Source organism: Filimonas lacunae, from assembly GCF_002355595.1.
GTDB lineage: Bacteria > Bacteroidota > Bacteroidia > Chitinophagales > Chitinophagaceae > Filimonas > Filimonas lacunae.
In genome coordinates, this window is record NZ_AP017422.1 from 6,699,754 (window position 1) to 6,714,198 (window position 14,445).

At 44.1% G+C, this 14,445-nt stretch carries 15 protein-coding genes; 5 read left to right on the plus strand and 10 right to left on the minus strand.

Features of this window, described 5'->3' with window-relative positions; all coding sequences use genetic code 11:
• The first annotated feature begins 21 nt into the window (after positions 1-21).
• The 3 genes from FLA_RS26395 to FLA_RS26405 all read left to right on the plus strand — a co-directional run bounded on the left by FLA_RS26395 (position 22) and on the right by FLA_RS26405 (position 2,067).
• On the plus strand, positions 22-399 hold the full coding sequence (locus FLA_RS26395) for a hypothetical protein (protein ID WP_076375981.1): 378 nt from the start codon (positions 22-24) through the stop codon (positions 397-399).
• Between the two features lie 102 nt (positions 400-501).
• Complete coding sequence (locus tag FLA_RS26400) at positions 502-819, plus strand: hypothetical protein (RefSeq protein ID WP_076375983.1); 318 nt, start codon at positions 502-504, stop codon at positions 817-819.
• 120 nt (positions 820-939) lie between these two features.
• Positions 940-2,067 (plus strand): hypothetical protein, encoded by a 1,128-nt coding sequence (locus FLA_RS26405; protein WP_076375985.1) that lies wholly within the window; start codon positions 940-942, stop codon positions 2,065-2,067.
• 98 nt (positions 2,068-2,165) lie between these two features.
• Here the strand turns inward: FLA_RS26405 and FLA_RS26410 are convergent, their stop codons facing one another.
• The 3 genes from FLA_RS26410 to FLA_RS26420 all read right to left on the minus strand — a co-directional run bounded on the left by FLA_RS26410 (position 2,166) and on the right by FLA_RS26420 (position 4,263).
• Positions 2,166-2,780, minus strand: a complete 615-nt coding sequence (locus FLA_RS26410; RefSeq protein WP_084206032.1) for a TlpA family protein disulfide reductase — start codon at positions 2,778-2,780, stop codon at positions 2,166-2,168.
• A 221-nt stretch (positions 2,781-3,001) separates the two neighbouring features.
• On the minus strand, positions 3,002-3,217 hold the full coding sequence (locus tag FLA_RS26415) for a hypothetical protein (RefSeq protein ID WP_076375987.1): 216 nt from the start codon (positions 3,215-3,217) through the stop codon (positions 3,002-3,004).
• 122 nt (positions 3,218-3,339) lie between these two features.
• Positions 3,340-4,263, minus strand: a complete 924-nt coding sequence (locus FLA_RS26420; protein ID WP_076377348.1) for an AraC family transcriptional regulator — start codon at positions 4,261-4,263, stop codon at positions 3,340-3,342.
• Between the two features lie 158 nt (positions 4,264-4,421).
• On the opposite strand from FLA_RS26420, the gene FLA_RS26425 reads away from it, so the two are divergent.
• Together FLA_RS26425 and FLA_RS26430 are read left to right on the plus strand one after the other, a co-directional pair.
• Positions 4,422-5,954 carry an aldehyde dehydrogenase family protein gene (locus FLA_RS26425; protein ID WP_076375989.1) on the plus strand — a complete coding sequence of 511 codons (1,533 nt, stop codon included), beginning with the start codon at positions 4,422-4,424 and terminating at the stop codon, positions 5,952-5,954.
• A 98-nt stretch (positions 5,955-6,052) separates the two neighbouring features.
• Positions 6,053-6,409 (plus strand): DUF779 domain-containing protein, encoded by a 357-nt coding sequence (locus FLA_RS26430; RefSeq protein ID WP_076375991.1) that lies wholly within the window; start codon positions 6,053-6,055, stop codon positions 6,407-6,409.
• Positions 6,410-6,420: 11 nt separating this feature from the next.
• Here the strand turns inward: FLA_RS26430 and FLA_RS26435 are convergent, their stop codons facing one another.
• From FLA_RS26435 to FLA_RS26465, 7 genes are all read right to left on the minus strand, one after another.
• Entirely contained in the window at positions 6,421-7,389 is a 969-nt protein-coding gene (locus FLA_RS26435) for a FecR family protein (RefSeq protein WP_144263964.1), read from the minus strand.
• A gap of 273 nt (positions 7,390-7,662) precedes the next feature.
• A complete protein-coding gene (locus tag FLA_RS26440; protein ID WP_076375995.1) occupies positions 7,663-8,721 on the minus strand; it encodes a fatty acid desaturase in 1,059 nt (352 codons plus the stop codon).
• A gap of 125 nt (positions 8,722-8,846) precedes the next feature.
• Positions 8,847-9,221, minus strand: a complete 375-nt coding sequence (locus FLA_RS26445) for an SRPBCC domain-containing protein (protein ID WP_076375997.1) — start codon at positions 9,219-9,221, stop codon at positions 8,847-8,849.
• Positions 9,222-9,232: 11 nt separating this feature from the next.
• Positions 9,233-11,449: a peptidase domain-containing ABC transporter gene (locus FLA_RS26450; RefSeq protein WP_076375999.1), complete on the minus strand. Its 2,217-nt coding sequence runs from the start codon at positions 11,447-11,449 to the stop codon at positions 9,233-9,235.
• Entirely contained in the window at positions 11,446-12,594 is a 1,149-nt protein-coding gene (locus tag FLA_RS26455; RefSeq protein ID WP_159445061.1) for an HlyD family secretion protein, read from the minus strand. The genes FLA_RS26450 and FLA_RS26455 overlap by 4 nt, the downstream gene beginning before the upstream one ends.
• Positions 12,595-12,688: 94 nt before the next feature.
• Positions 12,689-12,931, minus strand: a complete 243-nt coding sequence (locus FLA_RS26460) for a hypothetical protein (RefSeq protein ID WP_076376003.1) — start codon at positions 12,929-12,931, stop codon at positions 12,689-12,691.
• A gap of 298 nt (positions 12,932-13,229) precedes the next feature.
• Positions 13,230-14,396 carry an SAM-dependent methyltransferase gene (locus tag FLA_RS26465; protein ID WP_197705832.1) on the minus strand — a complete coding sequence of 389 codons (1,167 nt, stop codon included), beginning with the start codon at positions 14,394-14,396 and terminating at the stop codon, positions 13,230-13,232.
• Positions 14,397-14,445 lie beyond the last annotated feature (49 nt).

Below are 14,445 nucleotides of genomic sequence, written 5' to 3' on the forward strand. Positions count from 1 at the left end.
GTCCAGATTTTAACCGATACGATGTACAAGAAAGCACACATAAACCTGTCCCGCAGCCTGCTTATTGCAGGCTACCTGGCGTTCTTTATGGTGCAGGTATATTGTAACACCAGCGCTATACAATCGTGTTTTATAAGACCTGACCGCACACACGCTTTACATAAGCCACACGGAATTTCGCATGTAAAAGCCGGTCAATCGCCCGATCACGAAAAGCTGAATGTGCTGGTGAACAAAAAGTTTCATCCCGAAAACACCCTTGCCGTTTCTTACAGCATCTCTACACCTTTACCCGTTTATATTCGTACTACTACGGTAACAATTCCTGTTATCCATGTAACCTTAACATCTTTACTCACCCAATCGCTTCGCGCGCCTCCGGCTGCTGCACTCGCCTAATTTACTCTCCCATTCAGCAGCACACAGCACTTTCCATATGGCAAGCGCTATTTTTTACATCCAGGCAGGCTTATGCCTGACCTTTTATAACGACAATTACACATGGGCATTGAAATTACCCTGAAGAATCAATCTTACGACGCCACCTATACAGTAGTACTCTTTCCTAAAAACACGCACATAGCCTGGAAAGTGCTTTCCAGTCCTGCTTATTCGCATACCTTTCTATATCCCACCAATGTAGTAAGCACGCTTTGCATGGGGGTGATAAAAGGCATTACTGAAGGACAGGAATTAACGCCTGAAATACTGGCCGGCATCACCACCGAAATCTCCCTGGAAGGCATTAAAAAAGCAGATATTATCATGACAGGTGGAGGGCTCAGAGAACCTTACCAGTTTATCCTGCAGCCCCGCTAACAACGGGTAAGAACAGTAATTCGCTGATTTGTTATCATATTAGATGTGTGAATGTATTCCGCTTTGCATAATTTAGCGAACGAAATTTTTCATACCCCTTCCAAAAACTAAACTATAGACATGAAAAGGATTGAACTGGTGCAAACGCCCAGGCAGCTAGGCACATTTATCGATTTTCCGCACGATCTGTATCGTAATGATCCCAAATACGTACCGGAGCTGTTTATTGCACAGCGCGATTTATTGAGCCCTAAGAAACATCCTTTTTATGAACATGCCGAAATTCAGCTGTTCCTGGCATACGACAACAACCAGGTAACCGGGCGCATTGCTGCCATTTTAAATAAAAACCACAATCATTACAACAACGTAAACGAAGGCTTCTTTGGCTTCTTTGATTGTATTGATGATGTGGAAACAGCCAAAAGCCTGTTCAGCAGTGCAGAACAATGGTTACGCAACAAAGGTGTTACCGGTAAAATAAAAGGACCGGTTAACCCATCTACCAACGAAACCTGTGGTGTGCTGGTAGATGGTTTTCATAGCGCGCCCAAAGTGTTAATGACGTATAACGCGCCCTACTACGATAAGCTGCTGCAAGCCTATGGCTTCCGCAAGCAAATAGATGTACTGGCTTATTTATATACCCGCGAAAACTTCGACGACACCCGTTTGCGCCGTTTACAGGTATATATGGCCGAAAAGCTGAAAAAGAAGGGTATCACCATTCGCCCGGTGGTAATGAAAAATTTCAAAGACGAAGTTCCTAACATCAGAGAAGTATACAACTCGGCCTGGGACAAAAACCTTGGTTTTGCTCCCATGAGCGATAAAGAGTTTGATTATATGGCCAAAGACCTGAAAATGATCATGAACCCCGAGTTGTGCCTGGTAGCAGAACACGAAGGTAAAATGGTAGGTTTTGGCGCTGCCATTCCCAATATCAACGAAATTCTCATTAGAATAAATCGTGGCCGTCTGTTTCCGTTTGGCATTGTAAAACTGCTTACCGGGATAAAAAAGGTAAAAAGCCTGCGTATTCCATTATTGGGTGTGGTAGAAGGTTATCGCAAACTGGGCATTGAAATATTCTTTTACATGGCCTTTATTGAATACTTTATCAAACACCCGCATATTGGTGAAGTAGAAGCTTCCTGGATACTGGAAGACAACGTTATGATGAACAAAGCCATTATTGACATTGGCGCAACACTGGATAAAACTTACCGTTTATACGAAAAAGACTAGCACTATAAACTAAAAGCCCCGCAGCAAAACTGCGGGGCTTTTTAATATCCTTGCATTACCGAAAAACTGTTGCAAAGCCGCCATCATTGGCTTACCCTTTAATCGTTCAATAATGACTGTATAAATTTCTCCGATTTAGCGCTGCCATAATCTGCCCCACCTTCATGGCGCATAGCAATTTTGCCTTTTTTATTCAGCACCACCGTTGTAGGAATGGCATTGCCTAAAAAGGATGAAGGAATAGCACTCGCAGGCACATACAGCGGAAAGTTGTAGTTGTTCTGTTTTACAAAACGGTTGCTTTGTTCATACTTTCCGTCTACATCCACCATAATAAACACCATGTTGCTGCTATCTTTAAACTTATTGTACAAAGTGTTGATAGAAGGCATTTCTGCACGGCAGGGAGGACACCAGGTAGCCCAGAAATTAATAAACACTACCTTACCCTTTAAAGAAGACAAGGAAACACTATTTCCCGATCCATCTCTAAACACCACATCCTCTGCAGCTGTAGCTTCCGGCAAAGCAGCCACCGCTGTATCGGCCGACATGTGCAACTGAAAAAAGCCCACTTCCATTAAGCCACGGATAGCCCAGGCCTTGGCTTCTGTATTAAAAGCAATAACCAGCGCCAGCGCCGGAATTGTCCAGGAAAGAATAGTAGATAAAACACTTTTTTTGCCCTTGGGGCTCACTGTTGGTTGTGCCATATAATTTTTACTGTCTGACTAAATTACAGAATAGCCAATATAAATGATTGCTAATTCATGCGGGGAAAGGAGAGGGTTAGCAATTGTCTATACTTCACCGGCTTGTTATACTGTATGGCCGGGTTTCACCTGGGGAAGGATATCCCGCAAGCAGTAAAGCACCTGTTACAGGTGCTGCGTCAATCAGGTGGTGTGTATCACAGAAGGGGGATACCGGCCAATTAAGAACCTGCCAGTACGTTTCTCCTGGTTGGGATAACTGTTTTTTCATCATCACTCAGAAAAACCCAAAACTCACCCAGTTGAAAAATATCGCCTGGTTGCTTTTTGCCTGCTTCCTCGCTTGGACGTTCCCAACTGCCCAGCAATTCGCCATGATACTTAATTTCCACTAATTTTTGTTCGAGGGTCAACGTTTTAAATTGCTCAATGGTCATATCTGGAATCAGTTATAATGAAATCTGCTGCAATTTAAACACCTTTCACAGAGAACACAAATGTTTCCGTTGATAACCTGCATTTTTAAGCCCTGCCTGCCTGTACACCCCAAAAAAAGGTATTAAAAGAGATAGCAGCTTTGGTAAGCCTTGGGGGTGGTGCCTTCTGTTTTCTTAAATACCCTGATAAAATAATTCACATCGCTAAACCCACACATATTACTCACCGCCTGCACACTATTCTGCTGCTGCACCAGTAGTTGCTTAGCCAGCTTTACCCTTTCGCGGTTAATATAATCCAGTGGCGTAATGCCAAACTGCTCTTTAAACCATTTATAAAAAATATTCCGGCTTACATACGCCTTGCGGCTCAAAGCATCAATGGCTATTTTTTCAGTCAAATGCTCGTGTATGTAATGCAACACATAGTGCAACCGGCTTTTATTCTGGTGCACACTTTTGGCTGTATCTACCTGTTGCAAATGCTGGCTCTGAATTAATCGTATCAACAATTCTTTCAAATGCAGGTCGGCATAAATATCCCTGCTGGCATTACTGCTGCTGCACACCCCTATCAGTTTATTAATGAGAGAAGTAACATCTGTGTCGTTTTCAAAATGATATTGGTTACAATGCAGCTGCCATTGATGCTGCTCGTTGCCTGCCCCGTAATATTCATTCAGATAATCAAGCGTACTGTTAATATAGGTGGCATCTATAGCCAGTGCTATACATTGGGTAGGATTTTCCGAAGCCGCTTCCGGAAAATCAATCACCATGGTTTCCCCGGCGGGCACAATCACTGTTTCACCGGGCAGGTAATCAAAAGCGGGCTTATCCATTAAATGCATAATCTTTTTACCCCTTACCATGCTGGTGATCACAAAATCATTGAATGTAAGCGGGATATGATAGGCTTGCTGATAGCTCTCAAACACATTCAGTTCACAGGTGTTCAGGTTAAATACACGCCGGTTTTCCACCAATGTCTGCAACTGGGAACCTGGCGTTAATTGAATTCGCTGCAAATAATTTTTTACCTGCATGGCCGCAATCATTTAAGTCTTACAATTTACCTCATTTTTAAGCCGGGCCCAATAAAAATGGTACGATTGTGCTATAAATAAGTACTAAAGTCCCTGCCTTTGCCCCTAGAATACCCAACCTTAGCGGTATTGTTTAACGATTAAAAATTGCTTCCATCATGAGTACTTCCACCGCTACTGCCCCTCAGGCAAACGTAGCATCACGCCCCCGTTTTAAAGACAAATATGATCATTTCATTGGCGGAGAATGGGTTGCCCCTGCCAGCGGTGAATATTTCGACAATATCTCCCCTATTGATGGCAAAGTGTTTACCAGGGCTGCCCGTGGCAATGCCCAGGATATTGACAAAGCCATTACTGCCGCACACGAAGCTTTTGCCACCTGGGGCAAATCAGGCGCTGCCTATCGCAGCAACCTGTTATTAAAAATAGCCCAGGTAATAGAAGACAACCTGGAATACCTGGCTACGGTAGAAACCATCGATAATGGCAAAGCCATCCGCGAAACCCGCGCAGCCGATCTGCCATTGGCTGTAGATCATTTCCGGTATTTTGCCGGCGTATTGCGTAGCGAAGAAGGCACCATCAGCGAACACGACGAAAGCACCGTAAGCATTAACCTGCACGAGCCCATTGGCGTAGTAGGCCAAATCATTCCCTGGAACTTTCCCCTTTTAATGGCTGCCTGGAAGATAGCCCCGGCACTGGCTGCCGGCTGTTGCGTGGTAGTGAAACCCGCAGAACAAACACCTACCAGCATTATGTGCCTGATGGAGCTGATCGGCGACATTTTACCTAAGGGGGTTTTGAATATTGTTACCGGCTTTGGCGTAGAAGCAGGCAAACCATTGGCCAGCTCGCCCCGCATTCAAAAAGTGGCCTTTACCGGCGAAACCACTACCGGCCGCTTGATTATGCAATACGCATCTGAAAACCTCATTCCGTTAACCATGGAATTAGGTGGCAAAAGTCCCAACATCTTTTTTGAAAGCGTGGGCGATGCAGATGATGCCTTCTTTGATAAAGCAGTAGAGGGCGCAGTGCTTTTTGCCTTGAACCAGGGCGAAGTGTGTACCTGCCCCAGCCGCATACTGGTGCACGAAAAAATATATGATAAGTTTATGAGCCGCGTGATACAACGCACCAAGGCTATTAAAATGGGCAATCCGTTGGATGCCACTGTAATGATGGGCGCGCAGGCCAGTGAAGATCAATACCAGAAAATACTCAGCTACCTCGATATTGGCAAACAGGAAGGGGCACAGGTGCTGTGTGGCGGCGAAGCTTTTCATCAAAACAGCGGACTGGAGCACGGCTACTATATCCAGCCTACCATTTTTAAAGGCAGCAATAAAATGCGCATCTTCCAGGAAGAGATATTCGGCCCGGTAGTATGCGTTACCACTTTCTCTTCTACCGAAGAAGCCATTCAAATTGCCAACGATACTTTATATGGCCTGGGAGCGGGCGTGTGGACACGTGATGCACATGAGTTATACCAGGTGCCACGCGCCATTCAGGCCGGACGTGTGTGGGTAAACTGTTACCATGCTTACCCCGCACACGCACCATTTGGCGGCTATAAAAAATCAGGATTCGGCCGCGAAACACACAAAATGATGCTGAACCATTACCGCCAGACCAAAAACATGCTCATTAGTTACAGCAAAGACAAATTGGGATTCTTTTAGGGGGATACACGAAGTGAGTAAGCAAGAGTGAAGAGGGCAACACCGTGGGGCTGTAAAGCCTCCGGTGTTTGCAATTTATACACACCAACACCGTTAATATGGTAGAAAGAATTACAGCCACCGACGCCGCCATTGACTTGATTGAAAAGCTAAGAAAACAACATGGACCGCTGATGTTTCATCAAAGCGGCGGCTGCTGCGATGGATCGCAACCGATGTGCTTTCCGGAAGGAGAATTTAAAACAGGCGCCAGCGATATATGCCTTGGCACTATTGCCGGTTGCCCGTTTTACATGAGCCGCGATCAATTTGAATACTGGAAACATACCCAACTTACATTGGATGTTATCAATGGCCGTGGTAGCAGTTTTTCTTTGGAAATACCGTTAGGTGTGCGTTTTCATATTCGTTCGCGTGTGTTTACCGAAGAAGAGATTCAACAACTGGCTATATAAATAATAGTGCGCTAATGCAGGTTGTCATATACCGTAGTGTCGTGGCAACTATCCAGCAATTCAACCCGGGGGTCTACAGTTTCGCTATCCTCTTCGGCGGGTTGTTTCATTACTACCAGCTTTTGCATGGCTTCGAGGTGGTAAATAGCTCTACTCTTATTCCTTCTTTTTAAAGTAACCCTGGCTTTACCCGATATGTTAGCAGTAATATCTGCCAACTCTTCCGGATAGCTTCGTATCTGAAAAGTAGAATCCGCGTCATTTATTTCCATGGCCACTGTATGCACAATAAACGACCGTGCGCTATCGTGCTTCACCTCAAAAACGCCTGCCCCTTTTAACTCCATTTCCCGCCTTTTATCGCCATAACCACCCGCAAGCCTTAGCATGCTTTTTCCATATAAACGCACTTTGGAACCATCTGGCAAAATAAATGTTCTGTGCTCACCCGCTTTGGTGGCATAGGTATGAAACGCATTATAATAACCATTAAACCAGAACGCCCCAGCGCCTATTATACCCGTAACCACTACAGCCACCAGCATATACTTCCATTGCAACGACCGCTGTTGCCCGTGTAAACGCGACGTAATTTTTGCATACAACACATCAGCCTCCTGCGGGCTTAGCGTTAACATACTTTTCTCTGCCGGCAGCTCTTCCTCATTCTCCACAATTCTTGCTTCCAGCAAAGCCACCTCTTCCCCTGTAGTACCTCCATCCAACAGATGTTTACACAGCAACACATGCAGGTAAGCCGGCACATTAAAAACTCCTTCCAGCGCATCCCTGTCGCGCCAGATATCCAGGAAGATAGCCTGTAAGGCTTGACGCGACCTGCTTTCACTCCGAACTATGCTATAGGAAATATGATACAATTGGTAACAATACTGGTAATACAAAACCTTTAAAGCAGTTTCGTCTCCTTCTCCAATCCGCGTAAGAACAAGATGGTTGATATGTGAATAAGTATAGGTCAATGCTGATATTCTAAAAATAACACATTTAAACTACACAGAAAAGCTGGCCAGGTAACATATAGATGAATAGCCACATTTAATCGCTGGCAAAACAAAAAGAACAGTTCTAATTTAATAATACTATAATATGTAAAATAGCTTCTATTAATAGGCGCACTGAACATTTCCGCAGCCGAAGCCGTGGGAGCTGGCCTATATGGACTAATGCAGTCTGCATAAAAATAAAACAGGCCTGTACATGGTACAGGCCTGTTTGCTTATTGTTCAAATATTTTATACCAGACTATTCTCATCAATTTTATTTTTCTGAGCCATAAACGGCTCATGATGCCTTTCCAGAAATTGCTTTTTAGAGTCTTTATAACTGGTAACCGCTCCTATGCTTTTTAAGGTACGGATATAGCACCAGGCCAGATCCAGCTGGTAGGGCAGGAAACCGGAGCGCGCACTGGAAGGAAACAAATGGTGATTATTATGCCACTCGCCGGCAACATAGCCCGGCCAAAGCTGGTTGATGGAATTGTCTTCGCGGTTAAAATCAGTTCCGTCTTTTTGTTTTTCTTTATCTCCTTTAGCATGGCCTTCATAGTTAAAGGTTCTTACACCTACTGCCCAAAAAAAGGCGCCGCCAAACAAAGCACAGGCAAGCCCGTGTCCACCTATGAAATAAAAAGTAGTATACCAGAAGCCCCAATTCAATAGCCAGTGCATAATACTTTGCAAAGGACAGGCAATGGAACCCCATTTCACATATCTTTTATAGCTATTGCTTTTTACACCTGTATGTTCCATCAATCGCACCACACGATCGTAGTCGGTTTCATCTAACGCTCTGGATATAGGCTGATGATTAACGTCTGCCAGGAAACAATACAAAAAACCGCCCGTAGCATTATAGGGATCGCCTGGCTGATCTGACTTGGCATGATGCACATGATGCGATATCACATAAATCTCTTCCGGGATAATTTTAAGAGAAAGATTGCGTGTAATAAAACGCCAGAAATTATTTCTAAAAGTGTAGGCCTGGTGGGTACAATACCGGTGATGCCAGATAGTACCGTGTGTGCCCATTAATACCATACTGTACAGGAAGCCTGCGATAAAGAAAGGCCATGAGAAATGGTAACAGATAAATAATACAAAAAAGGGCAGCAGCGCCGCCACTTTCATCCAGCTAAAAAACGAAAGCCAGTTTTTTTTATTTTTAAAGATATTCAATCTTGAAAAAAATTCTGACAGCAATTGCTTGTTAGTGGGAGTAATGAGCGCACCGGAGGCATCCTTCCAGCCATAGGAAGGACTTTCCAGCACATGATCTAAGAAGGCCATGGGGAACTGTTGGGGGATGATGAATATTGGTTATAAATTCAGTGTACTGCTACACCCATACAAGATAGGGTATTTTTATACAACTAAAGTGCTAATGTTTCGCCAACGGCATCCCCCCAACCCGTTTAGATATAAAACTCCACCAGGGAACGGAAGTAGGCATCGTCCCAACCTTCTACAATATCATCATATTCGCTGTCGGGAATATTAGAATGGCGCACTTCCACCGAAGTGCCTTGCTTATGCGGATGCAATTTAATAGTCACAATGGAAGGCTCTTCCTGGTCAAAATACCACTGCTGCACAATCTTCTTTCCTTCTTCAAATTCCAGGTTTTTGCCCACAATACTTTCATCCCACAACGCAAACTCCGAATCAGGCTCTGTGCTCATTACCGCTGGCTCGCCCGTCCATAACTGTATGGTTGCAGGATTGGTTAAAGCCACATAAACTTCTTCCGGTTCTGCCGGCAGGATATAGTATTTTTTAAAATCTTTCATACGAATAAAGGCTATTGCGGCGAAGATAAATCTATTTTAGAGAGACGTTGCTGCCTTATTTGCGCTATCATAGGAAACTGCTGTTCCCACATGGTATAGTAAACAGTGCCTGGATGTAGTAGTGTTCCATGGCTGCCCTGCTCTATTATTTTGCCCTCATGCATTACCAGTATATTATCTGCCTGCACCACCGAGCTTAACCGGTGCGCTATCAGTATCACCGTTTTGCCCGCAGTGCCCAATTGCCGTATACACTGTTGAATATGCAGCTCCGATTGCGAATCCAGTGCAGAAGTAGCTTCGTCCAGTATTAATATTTCCGGGTTACGATACAGCGCCCGGGCAATAGCCAGCCTTTGCCGCTGCCCGCCCGATAAGCTGGCCCCGTTTTCGCCAAGGTAAGTACCCAGCCCATTCGGTAACCGCTCAATCATTTCCAATATACCTACCGCCTTACACACGGTTAACAACCGGGGCAGGTCTGGCTCATATTCACCCACCGCAATGTTTTCAATCACATTACCGGCAAACAAATCTATTTTCTGTGGCACTACCGACACAATGCTTCGCAGGCTACCCGGGCTAATGTAACGGATATCCGTGTCGCCTATGTAAATATGTCCCGACTGCAACGGATACATATGTTGCAGCAAAGAAAGCAACGTGGTTTTACCCGATCCACTCTCCCCTATTACTGCCGTTACCTTCCCTTTAGGTATAGTAAGTTGCAGACCATCAAAAACGTTTACGCGCGATCCATACCGGAAGTGTACATCCTTAAACACAATATCCCCCACCATTTCCCTGGTTAACGTAATGGTTTGCCCTTCCGACTCCTTTTCCAGGTCCATAATCTCAAACAAGCGGTCTGCCGCAATAAAAGCATCCTGCATGGTTTTATTCATGCCTATTAACGACACCACCGGCGAAGTAAAATAACCGATGATGGCATAAAACGATAGTAGTTCCCCCGGTGTAATGCTATTGCTCAATACAAAGGAAGTGCCTACCCACAACAATAACACGGTAAACAACGAGTTGATAAACTGGCTTACGTTACCCGTCCACAAACCATTAGTGGCACTTTTAAACACAGTACGCAGCATTTTAATAAAACGGTCTTCCGTTTTCATATTGGCATACTCTTCCAGCCCAAAACGTTTAATGGTGCCTGCTGCGTTCACCGACTCCACCAATTGCGCTTCCAACTCAGCGCTGTTCTCCATCAGCTTTCGCTGTGTATGCTTATTGGCTTTATTGGCATAGTAATACACTAAGGCATATAAAGGCACTATGCCCAGCATTAACATCGCCAGCTTCCAGTAAGAGGTGAACATCAAACCAAACGAAAAGAAAAGGATGAAAATATTCACCGCTATGCTAATGAGCACATCGTTGATAAACACACGAATTTTAACAGCATCATTCATGCGGGAAATAATTTCACCCACCCGCATGGTATCAAAAAACTGTTGGGGCAAGCGTAACAGATGTTTATAATATCCCAGTATTAAACGGGCATCTATTTGCTGCCCCGTTTTTACCGTTAAAATGGTTTTTACATGATTGATAAAAAATTGCAGTAACAAAATCACCACCATCACCATTCCCATCAGGTTCAGCAATTTTCTATTGCCATCAGGCATTACATTATCTACAATCTTCTGCAAAAAGATAGCGGTAGATAAACCCAGCAAGGTATACACTACCGCCCCCAGCAACACCTGCATCATCACCGCACGGTGCGGCTGCATCAGATATAAAAAGCGACTGAATACCGACACTTTATTGTCACCTTTTTCAAACGCCGCCCCTGGTGCCAGCAACACCAGCACGCCGGTCCATTTTTTTTGAAAAGCGTCTGTCTCCCACACCTCCAGCCTGCCCTCAAAAGGGTCCATTACGGTAACGCCTTTTGGGGAAACGGCATATACTACCACATAATGGCTAATGCGCTCGTGCACTACCACATGTGCTATCACAGGCAACGGCAATTGCTGCAGGTTTTCCATATCAGCCTTCACCGCCTTGGCCGAAAAACCTAAACGGGAAGCGGCTTCCATCAATCCTAGCACATTGGTTCCTTTCTGATCGGTAGAAGCATACTGCCTTATTCTGGCCACAGGCATCTTCAGTCCATACCAGGTAGCGACAGATGCCAGGCAAGCAGCACCACAATCTGTAATATCCCGTTGCTTTACTATTGTTTTTTTGAGGGCACGTTTCATGCGGCATTATTAGGGTTTAACCAATCATCAATTTTATCGTACAACAGCTGATACAGCGTACGGCTGGTAATTAAAAATCGGGCATGCATAGTCATGCCCTTTTTTATCTGCGCCTTGTAGCCATTGCGCAACTGCAGGGCACTATTGCCTATAACGCAACGCACTTTAAAATAAGGTGGCTGCCCTTCGGCCGTAAACACATCTTCCGAAACGGACTGCACCGTACCGGTAAGCATGCCCCAGCTATTGTAATCAAAAGCATCTACCTGCATACGCACCGGCGTACCCTTTTTCAACAACCCAATATCGGTGGTGCTTACATACGCTTCGGCAATCAATCCGTTATCAGGCGTTATCTCACCCAACAACTCTCCGGCCGACACAAAGCTTCCTTTTTGTATGCCCTTCAATTGCTGCACATAGCCACTCACGGGCGCATTCACTGTGTATAGCCCCTTCTCCTGCGCAGTTACCTGCCGGCTCGCCTGCAACTCCTGCAGTTGCAGGCGCAACTGCATCATATCGCCATGCCATTGACTAAACTGTTGTTGCTTTATAAGCGACAGCTCGCCTTCGGCTGCATTTTTTTCATATTCATATTTTTCAAACTCTGCCGAGCTTACCACATTACCTTTGTATAAAGAGGAATAGCGGTTATAGGTTCTGCTGGCAGTATTGAGTTTTACACGAGCATCTGTAATACGCTGCTGATAAAGGCTGTATTGCTGACGGTATACGCGTGTTTGCAAAGGCGCTTCCGAACTGCCGGTAATAATCTCCAAGTCGTGTAACTGGGCCTGCAATTCGGCATAATGATTATTTTCCAGGGCACTTTTTTCATTCACCTGCCGGGCATCTACTTTAAACAAGGGCTGCCCGGCACTAACCGGTGCATTTTCGGCCACGGATACCGATTCTACCACACCACTGACCGAAGCACGGATCTCTGTTCGCTCCGTTACCGAACGAAAAGCACCGGCGCTTCTTACAGAGATATCTACTTTAATAAAGAATAAAGAAACAAATGCGATGAGTATAGCAGCTAATACAACCAGGTAAATAGCTTTGGTTTGGGGGTGATAATCGTGAAAGTGTTTTTCAACACTGTTTTCGATAACCCCTGCGGGAAATATTTTCGTTTGCACAGGCATCGTGTAGAAGTAAGCGAATAAGGGAGAGAAGAAATGAACAAAAAAGGATGACCTTCAAGATCATCCTTTTTATGCCAATGCCTATGGCTTACAGGCCACCCAGCAAACCGCCCAGGTTCAGGCCGCTTAACAGGTTGCCTAAGTTCAGGCTACCTAAGCCAAGATCGCTTAACGCATCCACAACAGTACCTAAACCAGCATTGATTTCGGTTGACTGTGTGTTGCCGTTTGAGGTAGTAGTAAGTTTAATGTTCAGGTTCAACAGGCCGCTTAAACCAGCGCCACCATTTGTGTTTACCATTTCATCAAAAGTCAGTTCTTGCATTTTCATAATTACCAGGTATTAAAGAAATAGAATAGCGCCTACTCTTTTATTTGTAAGGCTTTTCGGCATACACCTCCTGGTTCTTCAATAAAGGACAAGCTGGATCTTAAATGCATTAATGCTTTTTGTAATTACACGGCCAAGTTCGACAAACATTTTACCAAATCAAAGCCTAATGGTTTTTATTTTAAAAACCAATCCAAAAGCATTTCGTTTACGTAAAGCAACAAAAACATTAAAAAAATGGCATGCATCATAAATGCACGCCATATGAGTCAGTTTGTCACTGATATAAAATATTTTTTTAACGTGTCAGTGTATTAGGGCGCACATATACTAATTGCATAACATTTATATTACGCATAGCGAAAGCTGCTTCGCAATATGAAAAATAATAATTCCATTTTCTTACGAATGAATCACTAAATCCTAATAGCCTTACCTGCTGCAACTGCTTATTAAAACGATCGCACCATATGGCCAATGTTGCAGCATAATCCAATCCCATATCTTTCACATCTACTAATGTTAAATCACCTGTATTGTTCATAGCCTTATTAATAGCTCCTATAGAAGGCAATAAAGATCCGGGGAAAATATGCTTCTGTATCCAGTCTACCCCATTGCGCAACTGATCAAAACGCGAATCAGGACAGGTAATAGCCTGAATAGCCAGTATGCCATTACGTTTTAATAAGGCATAACAGGTTTTGCAATATTCTTCCAGGTATTCTGCTCCTACAGCTTCTATCATTTCAATAGACACTATCTTATCAAAACTGCCTTTTATATATCTGTAATCCTGCAACAGTACCTCTATCCTATCTTCCAGGCCTGCTTCTTTTATCTTTTCCACCGCATAACGATGCTGCTCTTCCGAAATAGTAACAGTAGTTACACGGCACCCGTAATGTTTTGCGATATAAATAGCATTACCACCCCAGCCGCTGCCTATTTCCAATACATGATCGGCAGGTTGCAAATGTAATTGCCTGCACAAACGATCGTATTTGGCATATTGCCCTTCTTCCAGGCTCATTCCCTCCTTATAAAAGTAAGCAGAAGAATAAGTCATCGTTTTATCCAGGAACAAAGCAAAAAAATCATTATTTAAATCGTAATGTGCTGCAATATTCTTTTTTGATCCAATAATGCTATTGCCCCGCCTGCTATGCAACAGGCGGTTCCATATTTTCAACCCATTCAATAACACCGACTTTACATGACTACCCGATACAGAAGGTGCATGATCAATGTTCAGTAAAAACCATTGCAATACATGGGTGATATTATCGGTATTCCACTCCCCCACTTCGTATGCTTCACCAAAACCAATATCACCATACAATACGCAACGCTTAAAAAAATTCTTATGCACAATGGAAATACTGGCAGTTACCCCTCCTTCTCCATTACCCAGTGTAATAGTTTCGCCGGAAGGCATGGTGATATACAACCGGCCTTTATTCATTTTTGCTAATAAGGAAAGCAATATTTTTTCGTAAAAACTTCTCTGGGTC